Annotated in this window: 14 protein-coding genes and 1 tRNA gene; 6 read left to right on the forward strand and 9 right to left on the reverse strand. The window is 58.5% G+C overall.

Features of this window, described 5'->3' with window-relative positions; all coding sequences use genetic code 11:
- Positions 1-266 precede the first annotated feature (266 nt).
- Entirely contained in the window at positions 267-2,528 is a 2,262-nt protein-coding gene (katE, locus tag V3C20_RS11320; protein WP_130082879.1) for a catalase HPII, read from the reverse strand.
- 778 nt (positions 2,529-3,306) lie between these two features.
- On the opposite strand from katE, the gene V3C20_RS11325 reads away from it, so the two are divergent.
- The 3 genes from V3C20_RS11325 to V3C20_RS11335 all read left to right on the forward strand — a co-directional run bounded on the left by V3C20_RS11325 (position 3,307) and on the right by V3C20_RS11335 (position 8,503).
- Positions 3,307-3,756, forward strand: coding sequence for a R3H domain-containing nucleic acid-binding protein (locus V3C20_RS11325; protein WP_130082878.1), 450 nt, complete (start codon positions 3,307-3,309; stop codon positions 3,754-3,756).
- An 8-nt stretch (positions 3,757-3,764) separates the two neighbouring features.
- Positions 3,765-4,760 carry a hypothetical protein gene (locus tag V3C20_RS11330; RefSeq protein ID WP_130082876.1) on the forward strand — a complete coding sequence of 332 codons (996 nt, stop codon included), beginning with the start codon at positions 3,765-3,767 and terminating at the stop codon, positions 4,758-4,760.
- 161 nt (positions 4,761-4,921) lie between these two features.
- Positions 4,922-8,503, forward strand: a complete 3,582-nt coding sequence (locus tag V3C20_RS11335) for a bifunctional proline dehydrogenase/L-glutamate gamma-semialdehyde dehydrogenase (protein ID WP_161981274.1) — start codon at positions 4,922-4,924, stop codon at positions 8,501-8,503.
- Positions 8,504-8,645: 142 nt separating this feature from the next.
- Here the strand turns inward: V3C20_RS11335 and V3C20_RS11340 are convergent, their stop codons facing one another.
- The gene (locus V3C20_RS11340; RefSeq protein ID WP_342778971.1) at positions 8,646-9,173 is read right to left on the reverse strand and encodes a DUF1287 domain-containing protein; all 528 of its coding nucleotides are present in this window, start codon (positions 9,171-9,173) and stop codon (positions 8,646-8,648) included.
- 92 nt (positions 9,174-9,265) lie between these two features.
- A complete protein-coding gene (gene purD / locus V3C20_RS11345; protein ID WP_130082870.1) occupies positions 9,266-10,522 on the reverse strand; it encodes a phosphoribosylamine--glycine ligase in 1,257 nt (418 codons plus the stop codon).
- A gap of 258 nt (positions 10,523-10,780) precedes the next feature.
- On the opposite strand from purD, the gene V3C20_RS11350 reads away from it, so the two are divergent.
- The gene (locus V3C20_RS11350) at positions 10,781-12,760 is read left to right on the forward strand and encodes a DUF2207 domain-containing protein (RefSeq protein WP_130082868.1); all 1,980 of its coding nucleotides are present in this window, start codon (positions 10,781-10,783) and stop codon (positions 12,758-12,760) included.
- An 8-nt stretch (positions 12,761-12,768) separates the two neighbouring features.
- On the opposite strand, the gene V3C20_RS11355 is transcribed toward V3C20_RS11350, so the two are convergent.
- On the reverse strand, positions 12,769-13,092 hold the full coding sequence (locus V3C20_RS11355) for a YbjQ family protein (protein WP_067573515.1): 324 nt from the start codon (positions 13,090-13,092) through the stop codon (positions 12,769-12,771).
- A gap of 202 nt (positions 13,093-13,294) precedes the next feature.
- Positions 13,295-13,882 carry a hypothetical protein gene (locus V3C20_RS11360; protein WP_149874308.1) on the reverse strand — a complete coding sequence of 196 codons (588 nt, stop codon included), beginning with the start codon at positions 13,880-13,882 and terminating at the stop codon, positions 13,295-13,297.
- Between the two features lie 681 nt (positions 13,883-14,563).
- On the opposite strand from V3C20_RS11360, the gene V3C20_RS11365 reads away from it, so the two are divergent.
- The gene (locus tag V3C20_RS11365; protein ID WP_130082864.1) at positions 14,564-14,785 is read left to right on the forward strand and encodes a hypothetical protein; all 222 of its coding nucleotides are present in this window, start codon (positions 14,564-14,566) and stop codon (positions 14,783-14,785) included.
- A gap of 9 nt (positions 14,786-14,794) precedes the next feature.
- Here the strand turns inward: V3C20_RS11365 and V3C20_RS11370 are convergent.
- Both V3C20_RS11370 and V3C20_RS11375 read right to left on the reverse strand, forming a co-directional pair.
- A tRNA-Gln gene (locus V3C20_RS11370) sits at positions 14,795-14,869 on the reverse strand.
- A 133-nt stretch (positions 14,870-15,002) separates the two neighbouring features.
- Complete coding sequence (locus V3C20_RS11375) at positions 15,003-15,467, reverse strand: type II toxin-antitoxin system antitoxin SocA domain-containing protein (protein ID WP_130082862.1); 465 nt, start codon at positions 15,465-15,467, stop codon at positions 15,003-15,005.
- 374 nt (positions 15,468-15,841) lie between these two features.
- Here V3C20_RS11375 and V3C20_RS11380 point away from each other — a divergent pair, with 374 nt between their 5' ends.
- Positions 15,842-19,354, forward strand: a complete 3,513-nt coding sequence (locus tag V3C20_RS11380) for a S6 family peptidase (RefSeq protein WP_130082860.1) — start codon at positions 15,842-15,844, stop codon at positions 19,352-19,354.
- An 86-nt stretch (positions 19,355-19,440) separates the two neighbouring features.
- Here the strand turns inward: V3C20_RS11380 and thiM are convergent, their stop codons facing one another.
- Complete coding sequence (thiM, locus tag V3C20_RS11385; RefSeq protein WP_130082858.1) at positions 19,441-20,256, reverse strand: hydroxyethylthiazole kinase; 816 nt, start codon at positions 20,254-20,256, stop codon at positions 19,441-19,443.
- Between the two features lie 50 nt (positions 20,257-20,306).
- A complete protein-coding gene (gene thiE, locus V3C20_RS11390; RefSeq protein WP_130082856.1) occupies positions 20,307-20,921 on the reverse strand; it encodes a thiamine phosphate synthase in 615 nt (204 codons plus the stop codon).
- Positions 20,922-20,937 lie beyond the last annotated feature (16 nt).

Below are 20,937 nucleotides of genomic sequence, written 5' to 3' on the forward strand. Positions count from 1 at the left end.
ATTGAATTATGAAAATATTAAAGGTATATGTATGTGAAAAGAAATAATGTTAATCTGAAAATATTTTTTAATTTGCGTGTTCTTGAATACTGTAACAATTGACAATTTAATGACGACAATTGCAAATAATTTATTTTTGCCGATATGGTGATTCAGCCCAGACCTTTTTGCTCGCGAGCATGATCAATAGGAACTTTCCCTAATAAAAATATGCCTGCAAGCGTTAAACTTACAGGCATATGGTGACGTTCAGAGGAATGTTCCCGTCAGGCGCCGAAATCCAGCGCCTTGGGCTCGCGAGCCCAGGTGCGGTGCTGCTTCATCGCCGTGATGAAGGGCTTCATCAGCGCCTTGGTATCCTTCGGGGTGAGGAGGCCGGCATCGTCCATGTCGTCAGGCAGGGCGGCGGCCTGGAGCATTTTCCTGGCGTCTCCGGGGAGGCCGATGGCCTTCAGATGCCTGTAAGCCTGGCGCAGGTGGTATTTGGCGTCCCCGTCCATCAGGAGGGTCTGGATGCTCTGCGCGCCTTCCGGCACGATGACGGAGTCAAACAGGACGGAAAGATTGGCGGCCAGGCTGCCGTCCACCAGCAGGTCTTCCCCTTCTTCCGTTTTAACGGTTCCCATGTGGGCGGCAATGATCTGGGGATGGACTCCTTCCTTGTGCAGGGCGTCGCAGATTTCTTCCACGGATTTCAGGCTGACGCCGTCCGCCACCAGCAGGGAGACGCGCATGCCCTTGAGGTTGCCGTCGGGCTTGGCGTACAGGCTCAGCGCCGGGTCCTTTTCCAGGCCGCAGACCGGCTTGGGCAGTTCGCGGCTGAGCTGTTCCCTGGTCAGTTCAATGCCCAGGTTGCGGGCTACTCCGCCAGCCAGGTCCGGATCAATGCGCGTCAGCAGGTCCACGACGCGTTCCCGGATGTAGGGGCGGGTCACCTTGCTCAGTTCAAAACCGAAGGCGTTGATGATGTGCTCCTGTTCCACGGGCGTCTGGCTCATCCAGAACAGGCGCGGATGGGAGTAATACTCCGCAAAGGAGGGGCTCCTGAGGCGTTCCTTGATTCCTTCCACGCGTTCCGGAGTGGTGGTGAACCCTCCGTCTTCCGCGGCTTCCGGAGTTTCCCGCGGCCAGTTGTCGCCGATGGAGTTGGGATTGTAGTTGGCCGGAGCGGTATCTATCTGCATGCGGTGGAATCCGTCCCTCTGGTTGTTATGGAAGGGGCAGACGGGGCGGTTGATGGGGATTTCCGTAAAGTTCGCCCCTCCCAGGCGGTGGCGCTGGGTGTCGCTGTAGGAGAAGATGCGGCCCTGAAGAAGCGGGTCGTCGGAGAAGTCGATGCCCGGAACGATGTTGGCGGGGCAGAAGGCGACCTGTTCCGTTTCTGCAAAGAAGTTGTCCGGGTTGCGGTTCAGCACCATTTTCCCGACGATTTCCACGGGAACCAGCGCTTCGGGGATGAGCTTGGTGGCGTCCAGGATGTCGAAGTCGAATTTGTCCAGGTCTTCTTCCGGAATGATTTGCAGGCCCAGTTCAAATTCCGGGTAATCTCCGCCTTCAATGGACTGCCAGAGGTCTTTGCGGTGGAAGTCCGGGTCCCGTCCGGTGAGGTCCTGGGCTTCGTCCCAGATCAGGGATTTTTTCCCGTAAACGGGTTTCCAGTGGAAGCGGACAAAGGTGCTTTTCCCATCTTCGTTGACCAGTTTGTACGTATGGATGCCGAATCCTTCAATGGTCCTGTAGCTTCTGGGTATGCCGCGGTCGGACATGAGCCACATGACGTTGTGCAGCGTTTCCGGCTGCAGGGAGACATAATCCCAGAAGGAGTCGTGGGCGGTCTGCCCCTGCGGCATTTCGTTGTGGGGTTCCGGCTTCACGGCATGGATGAAATCCGGGAATTTGATGGAATCTTGAATAAAGAAGACGGGCGTGTCGTTGCCCACCAGGTCGTAATTCCCCTCCCTGGTATAGAATTTGGTGGCGAATCCGCGGATGTCCCTCACCGTATCCGGGGATCCCCGGAATCCCTGCACGTTGGAAAAACGCACAAAGACTGGTGTTTTTTCTGACGGATCCTGCAGAAAGGCCGCCTTGGTGTACTTGGAAAGGGATTTGTATACCTGAAAATAACCATGTGCCCCGGAACCTCTTGCGTGAACCACTCGTTCCGGTATCCGCTCCTGGTCAAAATGAGCCATTTTTTCCAGAAAGTGAAAGTCTTCCAGCAGGGAGGGGCCTCTGCTGCCTGCCTTGAGCGTGTTTTGATCATCGGCTATTTTTACTCCGAGGTTGGTGGTAAGGGGCTTTCCCATGCCGTTGTCGCGCATGGTATCCAGGTCTTTGATTTTTTCCGAGGTGTTTTCCGGCATTTTCATGGAGCCGGGGGCGGAAGGTTCCGCGTTGGGAGGAGTGGGTTTGGGCGTCGGCTTGATCAGTTCCGGATCAATGGTGTCCGTATAATGGGGTTCCGCCTCTTTCCCGTCCGGGAAGGGGGCGAGCCGGTCTTGCATCTGCTGGGTCTTTTTTTTCATTGGCTTGTTTCTGAAGGGATTGAATTTTCCTATGAGTAAGTAGTTCGACTCTGGCTTCCCGGACGATGTTCTGTCTTATTTTGTCAGTTCATGTGGAATTCAAATGATGGAAAAACGCTGGAAATGACTTGGCAGGAATGAAATAAACGGTAGGAAACAGGAGGCGGAAACGGAGCCTGTTTGACTGGCATGACGTTTCTGTCAGTACGCTGTCAGGACGGACCCCGGGATTTTCCGTGTCTTCCCCTCCCGCCGTGTCCGGGAAACCTTCCGTCCCTGGCGGCCATGTCCATCCCCGGTTTCATTTTCCGGGCAGGCCGTGTCATGCCGGAACAGGGTTTGCTGCATGCTCCTGTTCCGTTTTCCCGGAAAACCGCCTGTTTCCGGCCGGCCAGCCTGGGTGGCAGCTTTACTCATGGTGAAAGGGGGGCTTACGCCAAGTTGGCGTATTGTAAACGTACCGCAAGGGAACGGCGGCGGGGCGGGAATAGGGTGGTGAATTTAATCAATGACTTCTGCCACCAGATGGAACAGGGAGCAGGGCATCGGGAAGGAAGTGTGCCGGATTGCGTGGAGAGTTATGTAGTGGGTGAAAGGTTTCTTCCGTGGAAAATTTCCGGGGCCCCGTGGAGGGAGACAGAACTTCCGCAAATTTTCATAGACGTGCGGGATAAATAGGTTATGATGATTCCGTAAATTGCGTACCGGAGGCATGCGGCGTCCTCATACGGTTGTCTGTCCGGTGCGGGAACTGATCTTTCATTTATTTTAAAGGGTTATGACGGTGCAAGAAATAGCTGAACAAAGTTTGAAGAGCCTGCTGGCTTCACTGGGATTTTCTGCGGAAGTTGAAATAACGGAGACGGACGGCATCATATGCCTGAACGTTTCCTCCCCGGACTCCAGGTACATCATCGGAAATGACGGGGACAGGCTGGATGACCTGCAATATCTGGTCAACCGCATGATCCAGCGCAAGATTGAAGACGCGCCCCGCGTGAAGGTGGATTGCGACCATTACCGGGAACACAACGAAGCGCGCCTTCTGGAGAAGGCCCTTTCCCTGGCCGCCCGCGTGCAGGAGAGCGGCAAGCCCATGAAGATGCAGCCCCTCAACGCCTATCACCGCCGCCTGGTTCACAATGCCCTTCAATCCGTGGATGGCGTCACGACGGAGTCTGAGGAAGGGGACGGCCGCTACAAGCGGATCACGATCCGCCGGGTATAGCATCCCGCTTGAATTCCATGAGGCGCGGAGCGGTCATTTCCGGCATCTGGCTGGCGGCGGTTCTGGCCGCCGTGGCCCGGGCTGCGCCGGAAACTTTCGCGGCCTCTGATGCCGCCGTTCCGCCGCCCAGTCCCGTCCTGGTGGTTTACGCCTCCGCCAATCCCAGCGCGGAGGAAGCCCGCTGGCTTGCGGCGCTCCAGCCGGGGGGAGAAGGCCGCCGCATTCTGGACGGCCATGTGAAGGATGTTCAGATGGTGACGATGCCGTCCCGCCCGGCTTTGGAAGACTGGAGCGAGGAAGGGCGGCTGTTCCGAGCTTCCCTGCATGGGGTACGCGCGTTGCCGACCGTGGTCATGCTCGATTCCAAGGGGCGCGTTTTCGACTGGATGGCCGGAGGGGCGGATGAAGCCTCCCTGCCCGGAAAAGTCGCCTTGCTGAAGGAAAAGGCGTCCCGTGTCCGGCCCCTGACGGTGGTCAATGACATTCCCAAAGGCGGCGACCCGCGGGAGGAAGCGGCCGCCATCTGCCGCGCCATGGAGCAGGTGCCTGCGGAAGCGTGGTACCGGGATTACCCCCGGACCATGAAAAGGCTGGAAAAACTGGACTGCACGGAGCCTTCCTTCCTGGCCGCCCGCGAAGCGGCGGACCGTTTGGCGAAGAACCGGGAGACGGCCTCCCTGCTGCGCGAATCCTTTTTGGCGCGGGATGCTTCTTCCATCCGGGATTGCCTGGCCGCGTGGCGGAAGAAGGCGGATGATCCCGCGCTTCCCGTGGCTGACCGGCAGTTACTGCTGCTGGCCATGGTCCACCCCCTCTGGGTTCGGCTGGAGGACGTCCTGTACCAGGGAGCGCACAGCGCCGAAAGCGAGGAGGCTTTCAACTGCGCCATTGCCGTGCTTGAGGAAGTGAGGGACATGGACCGCTCCAGCGTTTGCGGCAGGCGCGCGCACCAGCTCCGGGAAGAGCTGAGGAAGGCCCGTCTGGCCGCGGCGCGGTACGATTGAAGGGTCGGATAATTTGTTTTCCGCAACCCGGACAGGAAGCCCCCGCGGCGCGGGCCGGAACCGGGGAATGCCCTTTTCCTGCGCGATTCTCCGGATTACAGGAAGGGGGCCGGCAAATTGGCTTGATTTTGCACATGGAACGGGCTAGTCTGCGGACCGTTATGACAGATTCCTCCATTCCGGACATGATGGCGGCGGCGCGCCGTGACAAATGGACCGACCAGCAGCTGGCAACCAAGGCGGTTGAATTGGCTGAATCCATTCTCAGACAGGCCAATGCCGGGATGCGCAGACATGAAAAGAAACAGGCGGAGCAATTGGAACGGATGATGGACGATCCCGCGGGCAAGGCGTTCACCCTGGCTCTGGCGGACCGCGTATTCCGCCCCGCTTCCCCCGCCCGCGGCGCGGAGCTGTTTCGCTACCTGCTGGGCGGCTATGGCGTGCCCAAATACCTGTCCGGCATGGACCGCCTGGCCATGAAGGTGGGGGACAGGCTGTCCGTGCAGTTTCCGGGCGTGGTGATGCCCATGATCACCAGCCAGTTGAGGAAGGAGAGCTCCAACGTGATTCTTCCGGCGGAGGACAGGAAGCTGCGCCCCCATCTGCGCCGCAGGCGCAAGGCCGGCATCCGGATGAACATCAACCAGCTTGGCGAAGCCATCTTGGGCGAATCGGAAGCCCACCACCGCCTCCAGCAGGTGGTGGACCGCCTGGGGGACAAGGACTGCGACTATATTTCCGTCAAGATTTCCGCCATTTTCAGCCAGATCCATCTGGTGGCCTTTGAAGAAACGGTCAAGCTGATTCAGGAGCGGCTGCGCATTCTTTACCGCGCGGCCATCACGAATGCGGTCACGCTGCCGGACGGCTCTAAAAAGCCCAAATTCGTGAATCTGGACATGGAGGAATACCGGGACCTTCACCTGACGGCGGAGGCGTTCAAGCGCACGCTGATGGAGGAGGAGTTCATGCATCTGGAAGCCGGAATCGTCCTCCAGGCCTATCTGCCGGATTCCTGGGAGGAACAGATGAAGCTGTGCGCCTGGGCGAAGGAGCGCGTGGAGCAGGGGGGCGCCCGCATCAAGATACGCCTGGTGAAAGGAGCCAACCTGGCCATGGAAAAAGTGGAGGCCTCCATGCACGACTGGGCGCAGGCCCCGTACGGAACGAAAGCCCAGGTGGACGCCAACTACAAGCGCATGCTGCATTACGGCTGCATGCCGGAAAACGCCAGGTACGTCCAGTTCGGCGTGGCCTCCCACAACCTGTTTGACCTGTGCTACGCCATGCTCCTGCGGGAGCGCGAGGGCGTGAAGGACTACGTGGAGTTTGAAATGCTGGAGGGGATGGCCAACCACCAGGCGCGCGTGATCAGGGAATCCGCGGACGGCCTGCTGCTGTATGCTCCCGTGGTGCTGAAGGAGGACTTCCACAGCGCCATTGCCTATCTGGTGCGCCGTCTGGACGAGAACACCAGCGAGGAGAATTTCCTGCACGACCTCTTCGGCATGGCGCCGGGCTCCCGTACCTGGGACATCCAGAAAAGGCGGTTCCTGAAAGCCTGCCAGGAGAAGGACAGCGTCAAGTACGGTCCCAACCGCACGCAGAACCGCGCCACGGATCCCGTGGAGCCCACCCATTACCGGGACGCCTTTGCCAACGAGCGTGACACGGACTGGTCCCTGCGGCAGAATTCCGAATGGATCAACGGCCTGATTGCCGCGGAAAAGGAAAAATCCGGGGAGGAAATTCCCCTGGTCATCAACGGTGAGCAGATCACGACCAACCTGTGGGGCGTGGGCCGCGACCCGTCCCGGCACAACGAGGTCTCCTACAAGTTCGCCTATGCGGACTTCGACCAGGTTGAACATGCCCTGGACACGGCCGACAAGGCGCGGACTTCCTGGGCGGCCAGAAGCGCCGGTGAGCGTGCGGAAATCCTGCACAACGCCGCGCGGGAACTCTCCGTCATCCGCGGGGAGGCCATCGCCGCCATGGTCAGGGATGCGGGCAAGGCGCCCACGGAAGCGGATGTAGAAGTGAGTGAAGCCATTGACTTCTGCCGTTATTATGCGGAAGGCCTGGACCGGGACGGCATGAATGACGGGGTGGAAATGACCCCGCTGGGTACCGTTTGCGTGATGTCCCCGTGGAACTTCCCCTTTGCCATTCCCACTGGAGGCGTAGCCGCCGCGCTGATGGCCGGGAACACGGTGGTCTTCAAGCCGTCCGAGCTGGCCGTCTATACGGCCTGGCAGATTGTCCAGGCATTCTGGCGCGCGGGAGTGCCGAAGGAAGTTCTCCAGTTCGTGCCCATGCCGCGCAACGAAATCTCCCACAAATTCCTGACGGACCCGCGCCTGCACGGCGTGATCATGACGGGCTCCTACCGCACCGGAAAAATGCTGCGGGAACTGCGTCCGGACCTGGCCGTTCTGGCGGAAACCAGCGGTAAGGACGCCATGGTCATCACCGCCACGGCGGACCCGGACCAGGCCGTGAAAGACCTGGTGAAAAGCGCCTTCGGCCATTCCGGGCAGAAGTGCTCCGCCGCCAGCCTGGCCATCGTTGAGGCTTCCGTCTATGACAACCCCGCCTTCCTGCGCCAGTTGAAAGACGCCGCCGCCAGCCTGAAGGTGGGGGGCTCCTGGGAGGTCAACTCCGTGGTCACGCCGCTTATCAAGGAACCGGAAGGCAATCTGCTGCGGGCGCTCACCCAGTTGGAGCCCGGAGAGGAATGGCTGCTGAAGCCGGAGCAGTCGGAAGACAACCCGTGCCTGTGGTCGCCCGGCATCCGCCTGGGCGTGAAGCCGGGAAGCTGGTTCCACCAGACGGAATGCTTCGGCCCGGTGCTGGGTATCATCCGCGCGGAAAATCTGGAAGAAGCCATCGACATTCAGAACGACTCCGAATTCGGCCTGACCGGGGGCCTGCAATCCCTGGATGAACGGGAAATAGCCCTGTGGAAGAGCAAGGTACAGGTGGGCAACGCCTACATCAACCGTGTCATCACCGGGGCCATCGTCCGCCGCCAGCCCTTCGGCGGCTGGAAACACTCCTCCATGGGCCCCGGCTCCAAGGCCGGAGGGCCCAACTACCTGACCATGCTCGGGCGGTGGTCGGAAAAGGAACTTCCCCAGAAACTGCGGACTCCCGGCGAACGCATCGCCGGGCTGGTGGAAAAACTGTGTTCCGAACTGCCGGACTGCGCCAAGCGCATCCGTTCCGCCGCGGGCTCCCAGGCCAAGTGGTGGATGGAGGAATTCGGCGTGGAACATGACCCCTCCCGCGTTTACGGGGAAAACAACACGTTCCGCTACGTTCCCGTGAAGGGAATCCTGGTCCGGACGGAAGGCATGGCGGACGACGATGTGGCCATCCTGCTGCTGGGCGCCAAACTGTGCGGCGTGGAACTGCACCTCAGCGTGGAGGAAGGGCGCCCGTGGATTCAGAAGATGAACGGTTATTACGCCTCCCTGGCCGTGGAAACGGAATCGGAGCTCATCGACCGCCTGCCGGAAATAGCCGGAGGCGTGCAATTCCTGCGCGCGAAGGGCATTTCAAACGCCCTGTTTGACGCAGCACGCGTCCGGGAACTGGAAGTGCTGGACCGTCCCGTGCTGGCCAACGGCCGTCTGGAACTGCTCGGCTTCTTCCGGGAACAGGCCGTCTCCGAGACAGTGCACCGTTACGGCAATATCATTCCTCCGCCGGACAGTTTCAAGGGAGCTACGGCTTAAAAACAATACCGTGCGTTTTCGCCGCTCCGGAGGATATTTCTCCGGGCCCGGAATATCCGCGGAATATCGTCTTGAAAACGAGGCGGGGAGCCCATACTCCCCGCCTCGTTTACTAACGGGTTTTTGAATGTCGTTCCGCGTGTCAGCGTTTCAGCACCGGGCGGTAATGTCCGGTAATGGTAAAGGAAAACAGGCAGTCTTCCTCCTGCGTGCCGCTGCCGATGTTGTGGATGATCAGCGGCGTGCCTTGCTCCGTCTTTTTGTCGGAAACGATGCCGATGTGGGGAACGCCCCCTGCGTCCAGGTTCCACGTGACGAGGTCGCCGGGCAGGTAATCCGCCGCCGTCTTCGTGACGGGCACGGACCATCCCTTGCGGGTAAAGAAGGTGCGCAGGTTGGGCACCCGGCGGTGGTCGATGCTGCGGTCCGTGCCCTTCAGGCCCCACAGGTTCGGGTACCTGGAAAAATTGGCCTTCATGTCCTCGTGCACGGCTTTCTGGAGGTCCAGGCCGAATGCCCGCAGGGCGCGGATAACCACGTCCGTGCATACGCCCGTGTTCTTGGGAACATCCCCGTTGGGGTAGGGGATGACCTGGTAGGAACCGTCGTAGGAGGTGGTCACCCCTATCTGTCCGCGCGCCTTGGCGGCCAGCGCGGCGTTGTCCGCCATCAGGAACGCGGAACAGGAGAGGAACAGGAAAGAGAGAGCGGCGGCAAACTTCATAGGTCGTTGTTGAGAGAGTTGCGGAAGTGTGCGGAAGGTCAGACAAAGCTGGCAAAGCCGATGTCCGGCCTGCGCTGCAAGCCGTCGAAGCTCACCTTCTTCGTTTCGTTATGAGCGCGCTGGCGCGCCTCGGAAAGGGTTTCTCCTTGCGCCACTACGGCCAGCACGCGGCCGCCGTTGGTTTCATAGCAGTTCCTGTCTCCGTTCCAACGGGTGCCGGCGTGATAGACGGAGGCGTTCGCCACGTCGTCCAGGCCGCTGATGGCGTCCCCGGAATGGGATGATTCCGGATACCCTTTGGAAGCCAGAACGCAGCAGACGCTCCAGCCGTTCTTAAAGGAGATTTCCTCCGGCGTGAATTCCCCCTTGGCGCCGTGCAGGCAGAAGGAAGCCAGATCGCCGGAAAGCAGGGGCATCACGGCCTGGCATTCCGGATCGCCGAAGCGGCAGTTGTACTCAATGACCTTGGGGCCGTTCGGGGTCAGCATCAGCCCGAAGTACAGGAAGCCGCGGTAGGGAAGGCCGTCTTTCTTCAGTCCGGCTACGGTCGGGGCCACGATTTCCTTCTCAATGCGTTCCAGCATTTCAGGCTCTACCAGCTGGCGGGATGCCACGGCGCCCATGCCGCCCGTATTGGGGCCGGCGTCGCCTTCCTTGAGGCGTTTGTAATCCCGCGCCGGGCACAGGATCAGGTAATGGTCGTCCACCAGGGCTCCGAAGATGGAAACCTCCGGTCCGGTTAAAAACTCTTCCACCAGGAGGCGGCCTTCTCCAAAGCGCCTGTCCGTGAACACCTCTTTCAGGAAGGCATCCGCTTCCTCGCGGCACATGCACACGGCCACGCCCTTGCCTGCGGCCAGCCCGTCAAACTTCAGAACGGTAGGATAAACGCCGCGGATGAATTCCTGGGCCTCTTCCAGCGTGGCGGCCACGCGGGCCTGCCCGGTGGGAATCCGGTGGCGCAGCAGGAACTCCTTGGCGAATTCCTTGCTGGCTTCCAGCTGGGCGCTTTCCTTGACCGGCCCCCAGCATGGAATCCCGACCTTGGCGCAGGCGTTGGCCAGCCCTTCGTCCTTCACCAGGTAGCTTTCTTCCCCGGCTACGCACAGGTCCACCTTATTGGAAACCATCCAGTCGATCAGCGTAGGCAGATCCCTGGCGGGAATGGGCTCGGCCAGGCGGTTGATGGCGTCGCTGCCCGGGAAGCAATACATTTCCGGAGCGGACGGAGATTCCTTCAGTGCCTTGACCAGCGCGTGTTCACGCCCACCTTTTCCAATGACGGCAATTTTCATACGCACATGAGTATGCAGGCGCGGAGTGAATTTGCCAAGCTGAAATGAATGGAGAAACAGACCGTTTGAGGGCATGTCCGCCAGGGGCCGTGGCTCTCCCGTTTGTGCGGTAATTTCATGAAAACAGCACGGGAAAAATCCCCGCCGTGTTTTTTTACGCGATGTTCCATGCACTTCCAATCTTGCCGGGCGGGACTCCTTCTGTTTTAATGACAGCGGTTTTCCCTTGCCGTCTGCGGGGAGGCCGGAAAAAGGGAAATGATGAATGCCGCATTCCACATCAGTCATGCCGGGATACGCCGGATGGCGGGAGCCTGCCTGCCGCTTTTTCTCGTGTTCCTGGCGGTTTGCGGAGGAATGCGGGCGGCCGGAGCCTCCTGGGAGGTGCGCGGGTATGATGTGGAAATGAGGGTTTCCCGGAATGCAGGCGTTTCCGTAACGGAGCGCATCTCCGTCTTCTTCAGCGAATACAGCCACGGCCTGTACCGCACCATCCCCACGGCCCTGCGCATGAAGCGCATCGTCAACGGACGGGAAAAGGAATACCTGTACCACCTCCGGGTGGAGGACGTCAGGGTACAGGGAAGCGGCTTCTCCTGCCAAAGACAGCAGGATGAGGGCAGAAGCCTTCTGATACGGGCGGGAAACCCGGACCGGTTGCAGAAGGGCGATGCCGAATATGTGCTTTCCTACACGGTGCAAATGCCCGATGACCTGGTGGAGGAATACGACGAATTCCATTACAATATCATCGGTACGGACTGGGAGGTTCCTTTGAACGGCGTGCGCTTTTCCATTGCCTTTGACAAGCCTGCCGACTTGTCCGGCTTCCGGATGTACCGGGGAACCTATGGAAGCAGGGATGAACGTGGAATTGACTATGAAATCTCCGGCAATGCCGTTCGCGGCACGGTGGACGGCAGGCTGGGGGCGCATGAGGGGTTAACGGCTTATGTGCGTCTGCCGGAAGGGTATTTTGAAGGCGCTCCCAAGCCCCCTTCCTTCCTGATTTCCGTCTTTGCCGCCGTGTGTGCCGGTCTGGCCGCCGGGGCTGTCTTCCTGATGTTCCAGACCTTCCGGACCGGAAGAAATCACAAAAGGGAAACGGGGAATCCCTTTCCTGTTCCTCCGGAACTGGACAGTGCCTCCCTGGCGTTTGCATGGGGAGGCGTTCCGCGCAACAGGCTGCTTCTTTCTCTGGTTCTCTGGCTGGTCTCCAAGGGATGCATGAAGGTGAAGGAAGAGGATGGGACCGTTTCCGTGCGCCTGATGAAGGGTGCGCATCATCTGCCGCCGCATGCGCGCACGTTCCTGCACGGCCTGTTCGCATCCGGCAAGGGAAACTGGGTGCCCCTGGGCCTCTTCCGGCCCGGTTTTTCCCGCGTGCTGGAGAAATCCTTTCAACAGCTTGAAGACGGATTCCAGGGAGAACGCCGTCTCGGGAACGGACTGGGCGGCCGCATGGCGCTGATGGCTTTTGCCATTTCCCTGGCGGCCTCCGCCGCCATCAGCCTGGCAGGCTGGCATCATTCGTTCATGGTCCATTTTGGCGCCGTCATGGGCGGCACGATCGTGCTGGGCTTTTTGGGAACGGGAATGATTTATACATCAGGCAGGCACTCGGGGAGGGGGCTGTGGATCAGGGTTGTCCTTCCCGTTCTCTGCATGGCCGGGCTGCTGTTTGGCGTGGTGACGGCCTTCCGCCTTCTGGCTGATGCGGTGATGGTGAACTTATATTATGATGCGTGGCTGTGGATTTGCCTCGGTTCCGTTTGCACCGCGTTTCTGGCTCTGGCGCTTGCCTGTAAGGAATCCGCCTACAAAAGAAAAACGGCGGCGGAGGCCTCGGAACTGCTGGCCTTCATGAAAAACGCGGAACCGGACCGGCTCCGGCGGCTGGCGGAGACAAACCCCGGCTATTTCTGGTCCCTGCTTCCGTATGCATACGCATGGGGCGTGGATGACAAGTGGATTCAGAAATTCAAGACTTTGGAAATGCCTGTCCCGGAATGGCATCAGGGCGGGATGAACGCTGAAAATCCGGTGTTTTACGCCGTTGCGTGGAGCCTGTCCTGCCATTTGAACATGTTCCTTCTGTCCTTGCCCTCGGGCCCGGGAAACGGCATGTCTCCCTGGGATGCTGGCTCCTCATCCTCCTTTTCCGGCAGGGGAGGGGTCTCCGGAGGCGGAGGATTCAGCGGAGGGGGATTCGGGGGCGGAGGCGGCGGTTCGTGGTAAAAGCCGGATCACGGCTCCGGACGCAGGACGACGGCCGTGCCGTAAGCCAGCAATTCGCTGAGGCCCTGGCCGATTTCACTGCTGGCAAAACGCAGTCCGATGACGGCATTGGCTCCCATGGCCTGTGCGTTCTCCTGCATCCGCTCAATGGCCAGGGCGCGGGTATCGTTCATGAGCTGGGAATACTGTGTGATCTCTCCGCCTACCAGGGTTTTCAGGCTTGCCATGATATCGGAGCCCACATGGCGGGCCTTGACGGCGTTTCCGGTCACGTGGCCCAGAACCTTCTCAATGGACTGGCCGGGAGTTGTTTCAAGAGTGCTGACGTACATGAAGCATATCTCTGGCAAAAGGGCAGGAAAATCAAGCAAATAAGCGGAGGAAGAGCATCCGCATCCGTACCCGGTGCGGAAGGTGCAGAGACGTTCCCGAAGGAATAAAAATGACTTGTAGAAAAAGTTTTCGTTTCTACGCTCTTCTGCGGCAATCATGGGAGCCGTCCTATTCAGCAGGCTGAAGAATGCCGTGGAGGTTTTACTTTTCCTTCCCCTCGCCCGGCAGTGGAGACGTTGACTGCTCATAGGACTTAGGCTCCGTCTGCTGGGCACCATTGACGGCAGCCCACAGGAGCCCGCCGGAATAGAAGAGTGTGTTGCTGGCAAGCCCCAGCACGCAGTCCACGGGATAAAGCGGCAGCGCAGCCATCGTGGCGAGGGGGCCCCATGCGCTGCGAGAGGTCGAGAGCTGTGCAAGCCCCGGCGGGTTATGGATGCCATCCACTCGGACCAAGTTGTTCTTGCCACGGTAGGGCACCAGCGTCTCGCGGTGGCGGATTTTCCTGTTCGGTTCCTGCGACCATTTCGTATATTCCACCTGCTTCGGCAGTCCGGGAAGCAATTCTACCCCGTGTTCGTACTTGTCCACCTTCACCCAGAGAGTGCGTCCCGTGGGTTCCACGCCACGGGCATACACTTGGTTGGTAAAGGCAAAGTCTCCAAGGCAGACCGGGCGGGTGGAGGGGCTGTAGGTCACTTCGGGCACTTGCATGACCACCGCCGAAGGAAACTTGTCCACCGCCTTTGACTGCGGTACATAGACGGTTCCCCCCACAGGCTTCGTCAAATCGACACCCGTGCAGGTATTTGGCAGTTCGCGGACGCAGTAGAAGAGGTTCCAGCCCACCCCACCGCAACTTGTGAGCAGTAGTGCTGCGGTGATGATAAGGAATGTAGTAAGAATTTTCATCAGGTGTGTCGAGTAGATACTCTCTATATTATAAGCTAACGAATCTCAACCACGTTTTCCAAATAACCACATTTTTTAGCATTACAGAATCCCTTATATATAAACGTTTACAAAAGACAGGTAAAGAATCGTGTTACTTTACCACCCTTCAACAATCTTGAAGTTGCCGTCTTGTCCAACGGCACCTGATTTGACTCGTTCAAGTTTTCGCCCCATGAATTTGCGGTTGTGTTCAGGCTTGATCATATCAAGCGGCATATCTTGGTTATCACCTGGGAAAGCCGGAAACTGTTCTACTGTCTTTTTATCTTTGCTTCACAGACAGGGCTTGCGTGTCCTCCTCCATTCAGCTGGATAATCACGCACTCCTTGTATGTAGGATGATCCTTTAGAATCTTCTTGGCTTTGCGTTCATTTGAAGAAACTGCCTTAACAGTTTCTGCGTCTTCGCGTTCACCATTGGGCTGCTTTTCCAATTATCCGGCCATAATGCAGGCTTTAGCTTCACCCTCCTTCAGAAGGTGGTCCTTGCTCTTGTCCAGAGAAATAGAGGCAGGCATGATGTCAACACTTGTAGATTTACAAACCTTGTGCCCGGCTACTGAGAAGGTAGCTATCCGTTTGTTTTTTACTTTGCTTGGTCCTGCCATGATTTTTTTGAGTTGGGGAGAGAGGCCAAGCAACAAGATATGCGCTATCGGGGGAAGTATTTCGCCTGATGCTGTGAAAGCAAGAAATGCAAAACTCCTTGATTTCTCAAGGAGTTTTGAATGGCGATAAAGCCTAAAGTGGTAGCCCTATGAGGACTCGAACCCCAAAATACGGAACCAGAATCCGCTGTGTTACCGATTACACTATAGGGCTATGTAACGGGCACCTTTGCGGTGCGGGCGGATTTAAGCGGAAACGCCCGTTTTTTGCAAGTTTTTTTTCATTTAAATGTCGTCCGGATGCAAAAAAAATGGGAGTCGCGGCCGGGCGGTCTTTTCATAACGGTTCAGTTTGCCAGGGAGCGGAAGTATTCCTTCACGTATTCTTCCGTGATCTGCTGGCGTTCCGGCGTGCCGTGGCGTCCCTGGGCAAGCTGCCAGGGGGAATTGGAGGACATGCTGCTGCGGGCCAGCTGCTGTGCCGTATATTTGCCGTACTGTTTCCATATCTGCTCCAGGGAGGGAATGGCGTCCGTCTCCGGTTCCAGCGGAGGCTGGCGCCGGCTGGGGTGTTCAATGGTGCCCCAGGGGGCTTGGTCCTTGTATTCGTGGTAGATGGAGGGAAGCACGGGACCCTGGGGCCATGCTTCGGCGGTCTCGTTGATGAGGCGGATTCCGTTTCTGTGCAGATGCCACCAGTCCGCGAGGATGACCAGATGGTTGAGTTTGACGGGATTCAGGGGAGTTCCGTTTTCATTCGCCCGTTGAATGAACCAGTTGCAGAGTTTTTGCGTGGTAATGTGATTGGACATGCTGATAGTTGTGGCCGCTATTATAGAAAGCGCAGGTGTTTTTCACAACACTAAACACGGCACAGGGGTATCCGCCTCAAGACTTCTGCGGGTAAACGGCAGGAAGCCGGAATTCATGCGGCAAAGGGTTACGGTTTAAGTGGAGAAGAAGAATTTGCCGTGTCATATGGTTTCCGGAAATCCGCCGCCATTCTTTTTGTAATAAGAATGTAATGAATATTGTTGGAAACAAGTGAATTTGATCATTTCCAACAAATGGCGAAGAAAGGTAAAAGCCGTAATTGGACACATGTTTTTGAATTTATGGATTGATTTATAGAAATATTTTGAACATTAATCATTCAAACTGTTTAACCTGTTAATTCCATCCTGTCATGAATTTACATTATATCTATCATTCCGGATTGCTGGGGGCTGCCTGCCTCCTTTCTTCTGCTTACGGCGGCTTGATGGCGGATTCTTTTGACGTCCAGACGTACCGCGATTTTGCGGAAAACCGGGGCGTTTTTGACGTCAATGCGGAAAATATTGCCATTTATGACAAAGAGGGCAATTACGCGGGCACCATCTCCCGGATGATGAATTTCGACAGTGTGGCGGATGCCCATATTGGAGAGGCCGCGCTGGTGGGAGGGCCCGGTTTCATTGCGACGGTGGCGCATGATTATTACAATTCTTTCGTTACGTTCACTAAACGTTTTGGCGCCACGCCCGGAACTCCGTTTTACGATTCCTACCGGAGCGTCACGAGAAAGGATGCGTGGGGCGATACACCCAACAATTATACGTACGACTACCGCGTGCAGCGGCTGAGCAAGATTGTGACGGAGGCGCAATACGTTCCCTACCTGACGGACCCGGAATATCTGGACAACATGAAGGGAAGGCTGGTCATGAGGGCGGGGGCCGGAGTTCAGGCGGTCGCCACTGGAAACGGCAAGCAGGAAAGGATTGATGGTTCCTATGGCTATTTGACCGGAGGCACTCTGGTTTTTGAGGGGCAGGCAAAAGTAAACGGAACCGGAGATCCGAACCCGGAAAACGCCAAAACCTATCCGGCCTATCGGTTTTGGTACGGTTTCAAGAGGCCTTCCGAAGCCAATCCATTGCCTTCCGGCGCATTGTCCGGGGACAGCGGCAGTCCCTGTTGCGTGTACAATGAGAATTCCGGGCAGTGGGAATGGGTCGGGGCCGCCCAGTCTGCCGGCGGAAGCGGTTATGGGCTGACTACCCACATGCGTTCCGGCAACCAGTGGGCGCAGGCTTACGTGGACAGCTTTAACCGCACCGTCAGCGTGTCCGCAGGAGGCGGTGCCGTGCTGTGGAATGTGACGGATGCCGATGGAAACGGCACTTTCGTGCAGGGAGATCTTGCCACGGATTACACCGGACTTGCTTCCGGCTTGCGCGGGGATACCTCCACGCAAGGCACGCAGGCGACCAATGAGCAGTTGAATGCGTGCACCAATCTGATTTTTGACGGTTCGGGCGGAGCGATTGTGCTGCAGGGTTCCGTAGACACCGGAGCCGGTTCCTTGACCTTCAACCACGATTACGTGCTGAGCGACGGCGGCAATGCTTCGTACCGCCTGAATACCGCGGGCTTCGTGGTCAATAAAGGAGCCGCGGTCACCACATTGCTGACCGGAGCTTCCGGGGACGAGTGGCGGAAGATCGGAGAGGGAATGCTGATTGTGGGAGGACATGGGAACAATGCGGCGGATATCAATGTGGGAGGCGAAGGCATGCTGATTCTGGACCGGGACGGTTATGCCGCCCATCATGTGAAGATGAACGGAGGGGAGACGATAGTGCGTCTGGAGGGAGAAAACCAGTTATCCGGGGAGTTTATTTTCGGCCACCGCGGGGGCATTGTGGATATGTATGGTCACAGCTTGTCCTTATCCGCTATTACGCATCTGGATTCGGGAGCGTGCTTTGGCAATTTTCTTGCCAATTCCACCGTAACCTTCACATTTACAGGGAATGGGGAACAGAATTACCTGGGTCGTTTTCTGGATGAAGGTTCCCCGAAGAACGGCCAGTTGAACGTGGCGTATGCTCCCGGAACGGCGGAAGGTTCCGTCTGGAACCTGTCCGGCGTCATCCTCAATTCCGGGACATGGACGGTGCAGGGAGGAGAGGTGAAGGTTGCGGGAGTTCCCACGCTGCACGCCGGAGGCTATGTGGATGAAAACGACTGGCAGACGGCCATTTTTACTACCGGAACAATTCAGGTGGAGAATGGCGCGCGGTTTACGGCAGGAGCGCATGCGGAAGTGGCTTCTTCCGTCAACGTGGCGGAAGGGGGAACGTTCGGAATTCTTTCCGGCGGCAGCCACAGCGGAAATGTGATGCTGACCGGGGCGGGATCCATATTCCGGGCGGAGGTGGATTCCGGTTCCGCAATAGAGTCCGGCGTGATTTCCGGAGCCGGTTCTCTTATGAAAACCGGGGAAGGAACGCTGGTGCTGACCGGGGGCAATTCCTATTCCGGCGGGACGACGATTGAAGCAGGAACCCTGGCCGTGGGCGATGGGGAAAGGAATGGAACTCTGGGCACCGGTCCTGTGGTCAACAAGGGAGTTCTTTCCTTCAACGTTTCCGGCTCTGTTTTCTGCAATTCAGAGATATCCGGCACGGGTGTTCTCGTGAAAGAGGGTTCCGGATTGCTTACCGTGCAGAAACGCCAGACATATACGGGAGGAACTACGGTCAATGCTGGAACGCTGTTCCTTATTTCAGGAGGGAAGGAAGGCATCATCCGCGGGAGTCTGGTGATTAACCAGGGCGGAAGGGTTGCTCTCCGCGGGGTTGACTGCTTCGGCAATTCAGGGAATGACGCCTGCGTCGGGAATGTGGAGATCAACGGGGGAACGCTGTTGCTGAACGATACGAGAAACCAGACATTCAGGAATATAACGGTTACGATGGCGGGGGGAATGCTGGACAGCGAAGTGCTGACGGGCAAGGGCGGCATGGACGTCTGGACGGACACCGTTTTCCAGGTGAGGGCGGCGGAGAAGGCGTCGGAAATCGGGAATATCAATGTCCGGCTAAGGGGCGGCAATCCCACGGCATTTGTAGTGGAACGGGGTACGGCGGCGTCCGATTTGAACATCTCCGGTAATATCGTCAATTTCTCCGGTGCCAAAGGCGCCGTTGCCAAGTCGGGCAACGGCATCATGGTTTTGTCCGGCAGGAATACCTATTCCGGGGGCACGACGATCAATGGGGGAACGCTGGTCGCCGCTTCCCATCAGGCTCTTGGAACGGGGCAGGTTGCGGTCCATTCCGGCGGCTGCCTTGTTTTGAGCGGAACGGGAGCGGATGCCGCTGCGGTCAGCCTGGGGAACAATATTCTGGTGAAGGATGGAGGCACCCTGGCCGGTTCCGCCACCCTGACCGGGAATACGACGATGGAAGCCGGCTCCATCTTTGAATTGAGCTTGTCCATTGGGGGACCCGCCGGAGATACACTGGCGTGCAACAGTTTGATGCTTCAGTCCGGCGTCTTCCGGATTGACGCGGGAGCCATGTTGAAACTGGCAGCCCTGACCATCGACTATTCCACCGATTTCTGGGACACATCCCGAATCCTGAATTTCATTGACGGAGGGGATAACGCCATGCTGACGGGCAATTTCACGCTGGATACGTCCGCCGCCGGGGATTATTCGGCCTACGGGGAGTGGAGCTTGCAAAAGAGTGAAGACTCCAAAGATATGAACATGGTGTGGACACCAAATGAAGTTTCCGCTCCGGTTTCCATGCAGTCTGCTGCGTTTACGGCTGCGGCTCCGGTGCCGGAACCGTCCGCCGCGGTGCTGCTGATGGCTGCCGCGGGAGCGTTGTTCCTGCGCCGCTCCGTTCAGCGGAACGGATAAAATGGCCGTTCAATTACAAACACCGCATTCCGGGAGGAATGCGGTGTTTTGTTTTTCTTCCTGTCCCCAGGGAAGGGACGGAATTCTTAAAGGGAAAGGATGCGCGCCCTGCGGGCTACATCCTCCGGGGAAAGGGAGTAAAGGCAGTCCAGCAGGGAGACGGCAAAAGAGCCGGGGGCCGGACTTTGTTCAAAGGCCATTTCCCCGGCGATTCCCATCAGGACGGCGGTGGAAACGGCCGCCTGAAGCGGGGATGGGGAGACGGCGGCGCAGGCGGCGGCCAGCGCGCCCATGGAGCAGCCCACGCCCGTGACGCGGGACATCATGGGATGCCCGTTTTCCGTGGAAACCACCTGGTGACCGTCCGTGGAATAGTCCGTACGGCCCGTGACGAGAACGGCCGCCCCCGTGTGCAGGGCCAGTTCCCTGGCCGCCTGCAGGGCGTCCGCGCTGGAACTGGTGCTTTCCGGTCCTTTCGTGACGGAGGAATAACCGGCCAAGGCCATGATTTCCGAGGCGTTCCCGCGGATGATGCGGGGCGTTTGTTCCTTCAACTGCCGTGCCAGCCGCGTGCGGAGAGAGAGCGCCCCCACGGCCACCGGGTCCAGAACCCAGGGGATGTTCAGCCGGTTGGCTTCCTGCACGGCCGTCTGCATGACGGCGCCTTGTTCGTGCGTGACAGTGCCCAGATTGACCAGCAGGGCGCCCGTTCCGCCGCGCAGCATTTCCACTGTTTCCTCTGCGTCGTTGAGCATGGCGGGGACGGCTCCCGCGGCCAGCAGGAGGTTGGCCGTCAGGGGCTGCACGACGGAGTTGGTCAGGGAGAGCACCAGCGGGGCCTCCTCCCTGATTTTTTCCAGATCTGAGGAGACGGCGCTGACAAGGCCGGATGATGAAGGCATGGCGTTTGAAAGAGTGTCTTGTTGTCCAGTGTTTCCGGAAAGACGGACGATCAGGCCAGCGCCCGTGCGGCGGCTTCCGGGTCCTCCGCTCCGCAAATGGCGGAGACTGCGGCAATGCCTGCGGCCGTTCCCGTGGCCCGCACCTGGCGCGCGCGTTCCGCATCCAGCCCACCGATGGCGACGACGGGCAGGGGGGACCGGGAGGCCAGGGCGGCGAAGCCCTTCACGCCCAGCACGGGCGGGGCGTTGAGTTTGGAAATGGTCGGGAAAACGGGCCCCATTCCCAGGTAGTCCACCAGGGAGGCGTCCACGGCGCGGAGCTGGTCCATGTTGGAGACGGACAGCCCCAGGATTTTGTCCGGGCCGATCATGGCGCGCACGGAGGGTACGGGAAGGTCCCGCTGGCCGATGTGGACGCCGTCCGCATCCAGCGCCAGCGCCAGGTCAATGCGGTTGTTGACAATGAAGGGGACGCCGCGCGCCGCCAGGAAATCCCGGATGGGCAGGGCTTCCCGGTAGCAGGTGCCCGCGTCCGGATTGGTGGAGCGGTACTGCACGATGGTGACGCCGCCGTCCACGGCCTTCCGGACGGTTTCCAGCAGGCCGTGGCGGCATTTGGCCGCTTCGTCAGTGACCAGGTAGAGGTGGAGGTTGAATGATTTCATTGAAGGTATGACGGCA

Source organism: Akkermansia sp. RCC_12PD, assembly GCF_036417355.1.
Taxonomy (GTDB): Bacteria; Verrucomicrobiota; Verrucomicrobiia; order Verrucomicrobiales; family Akkermansiaceae; genus Akkermansia.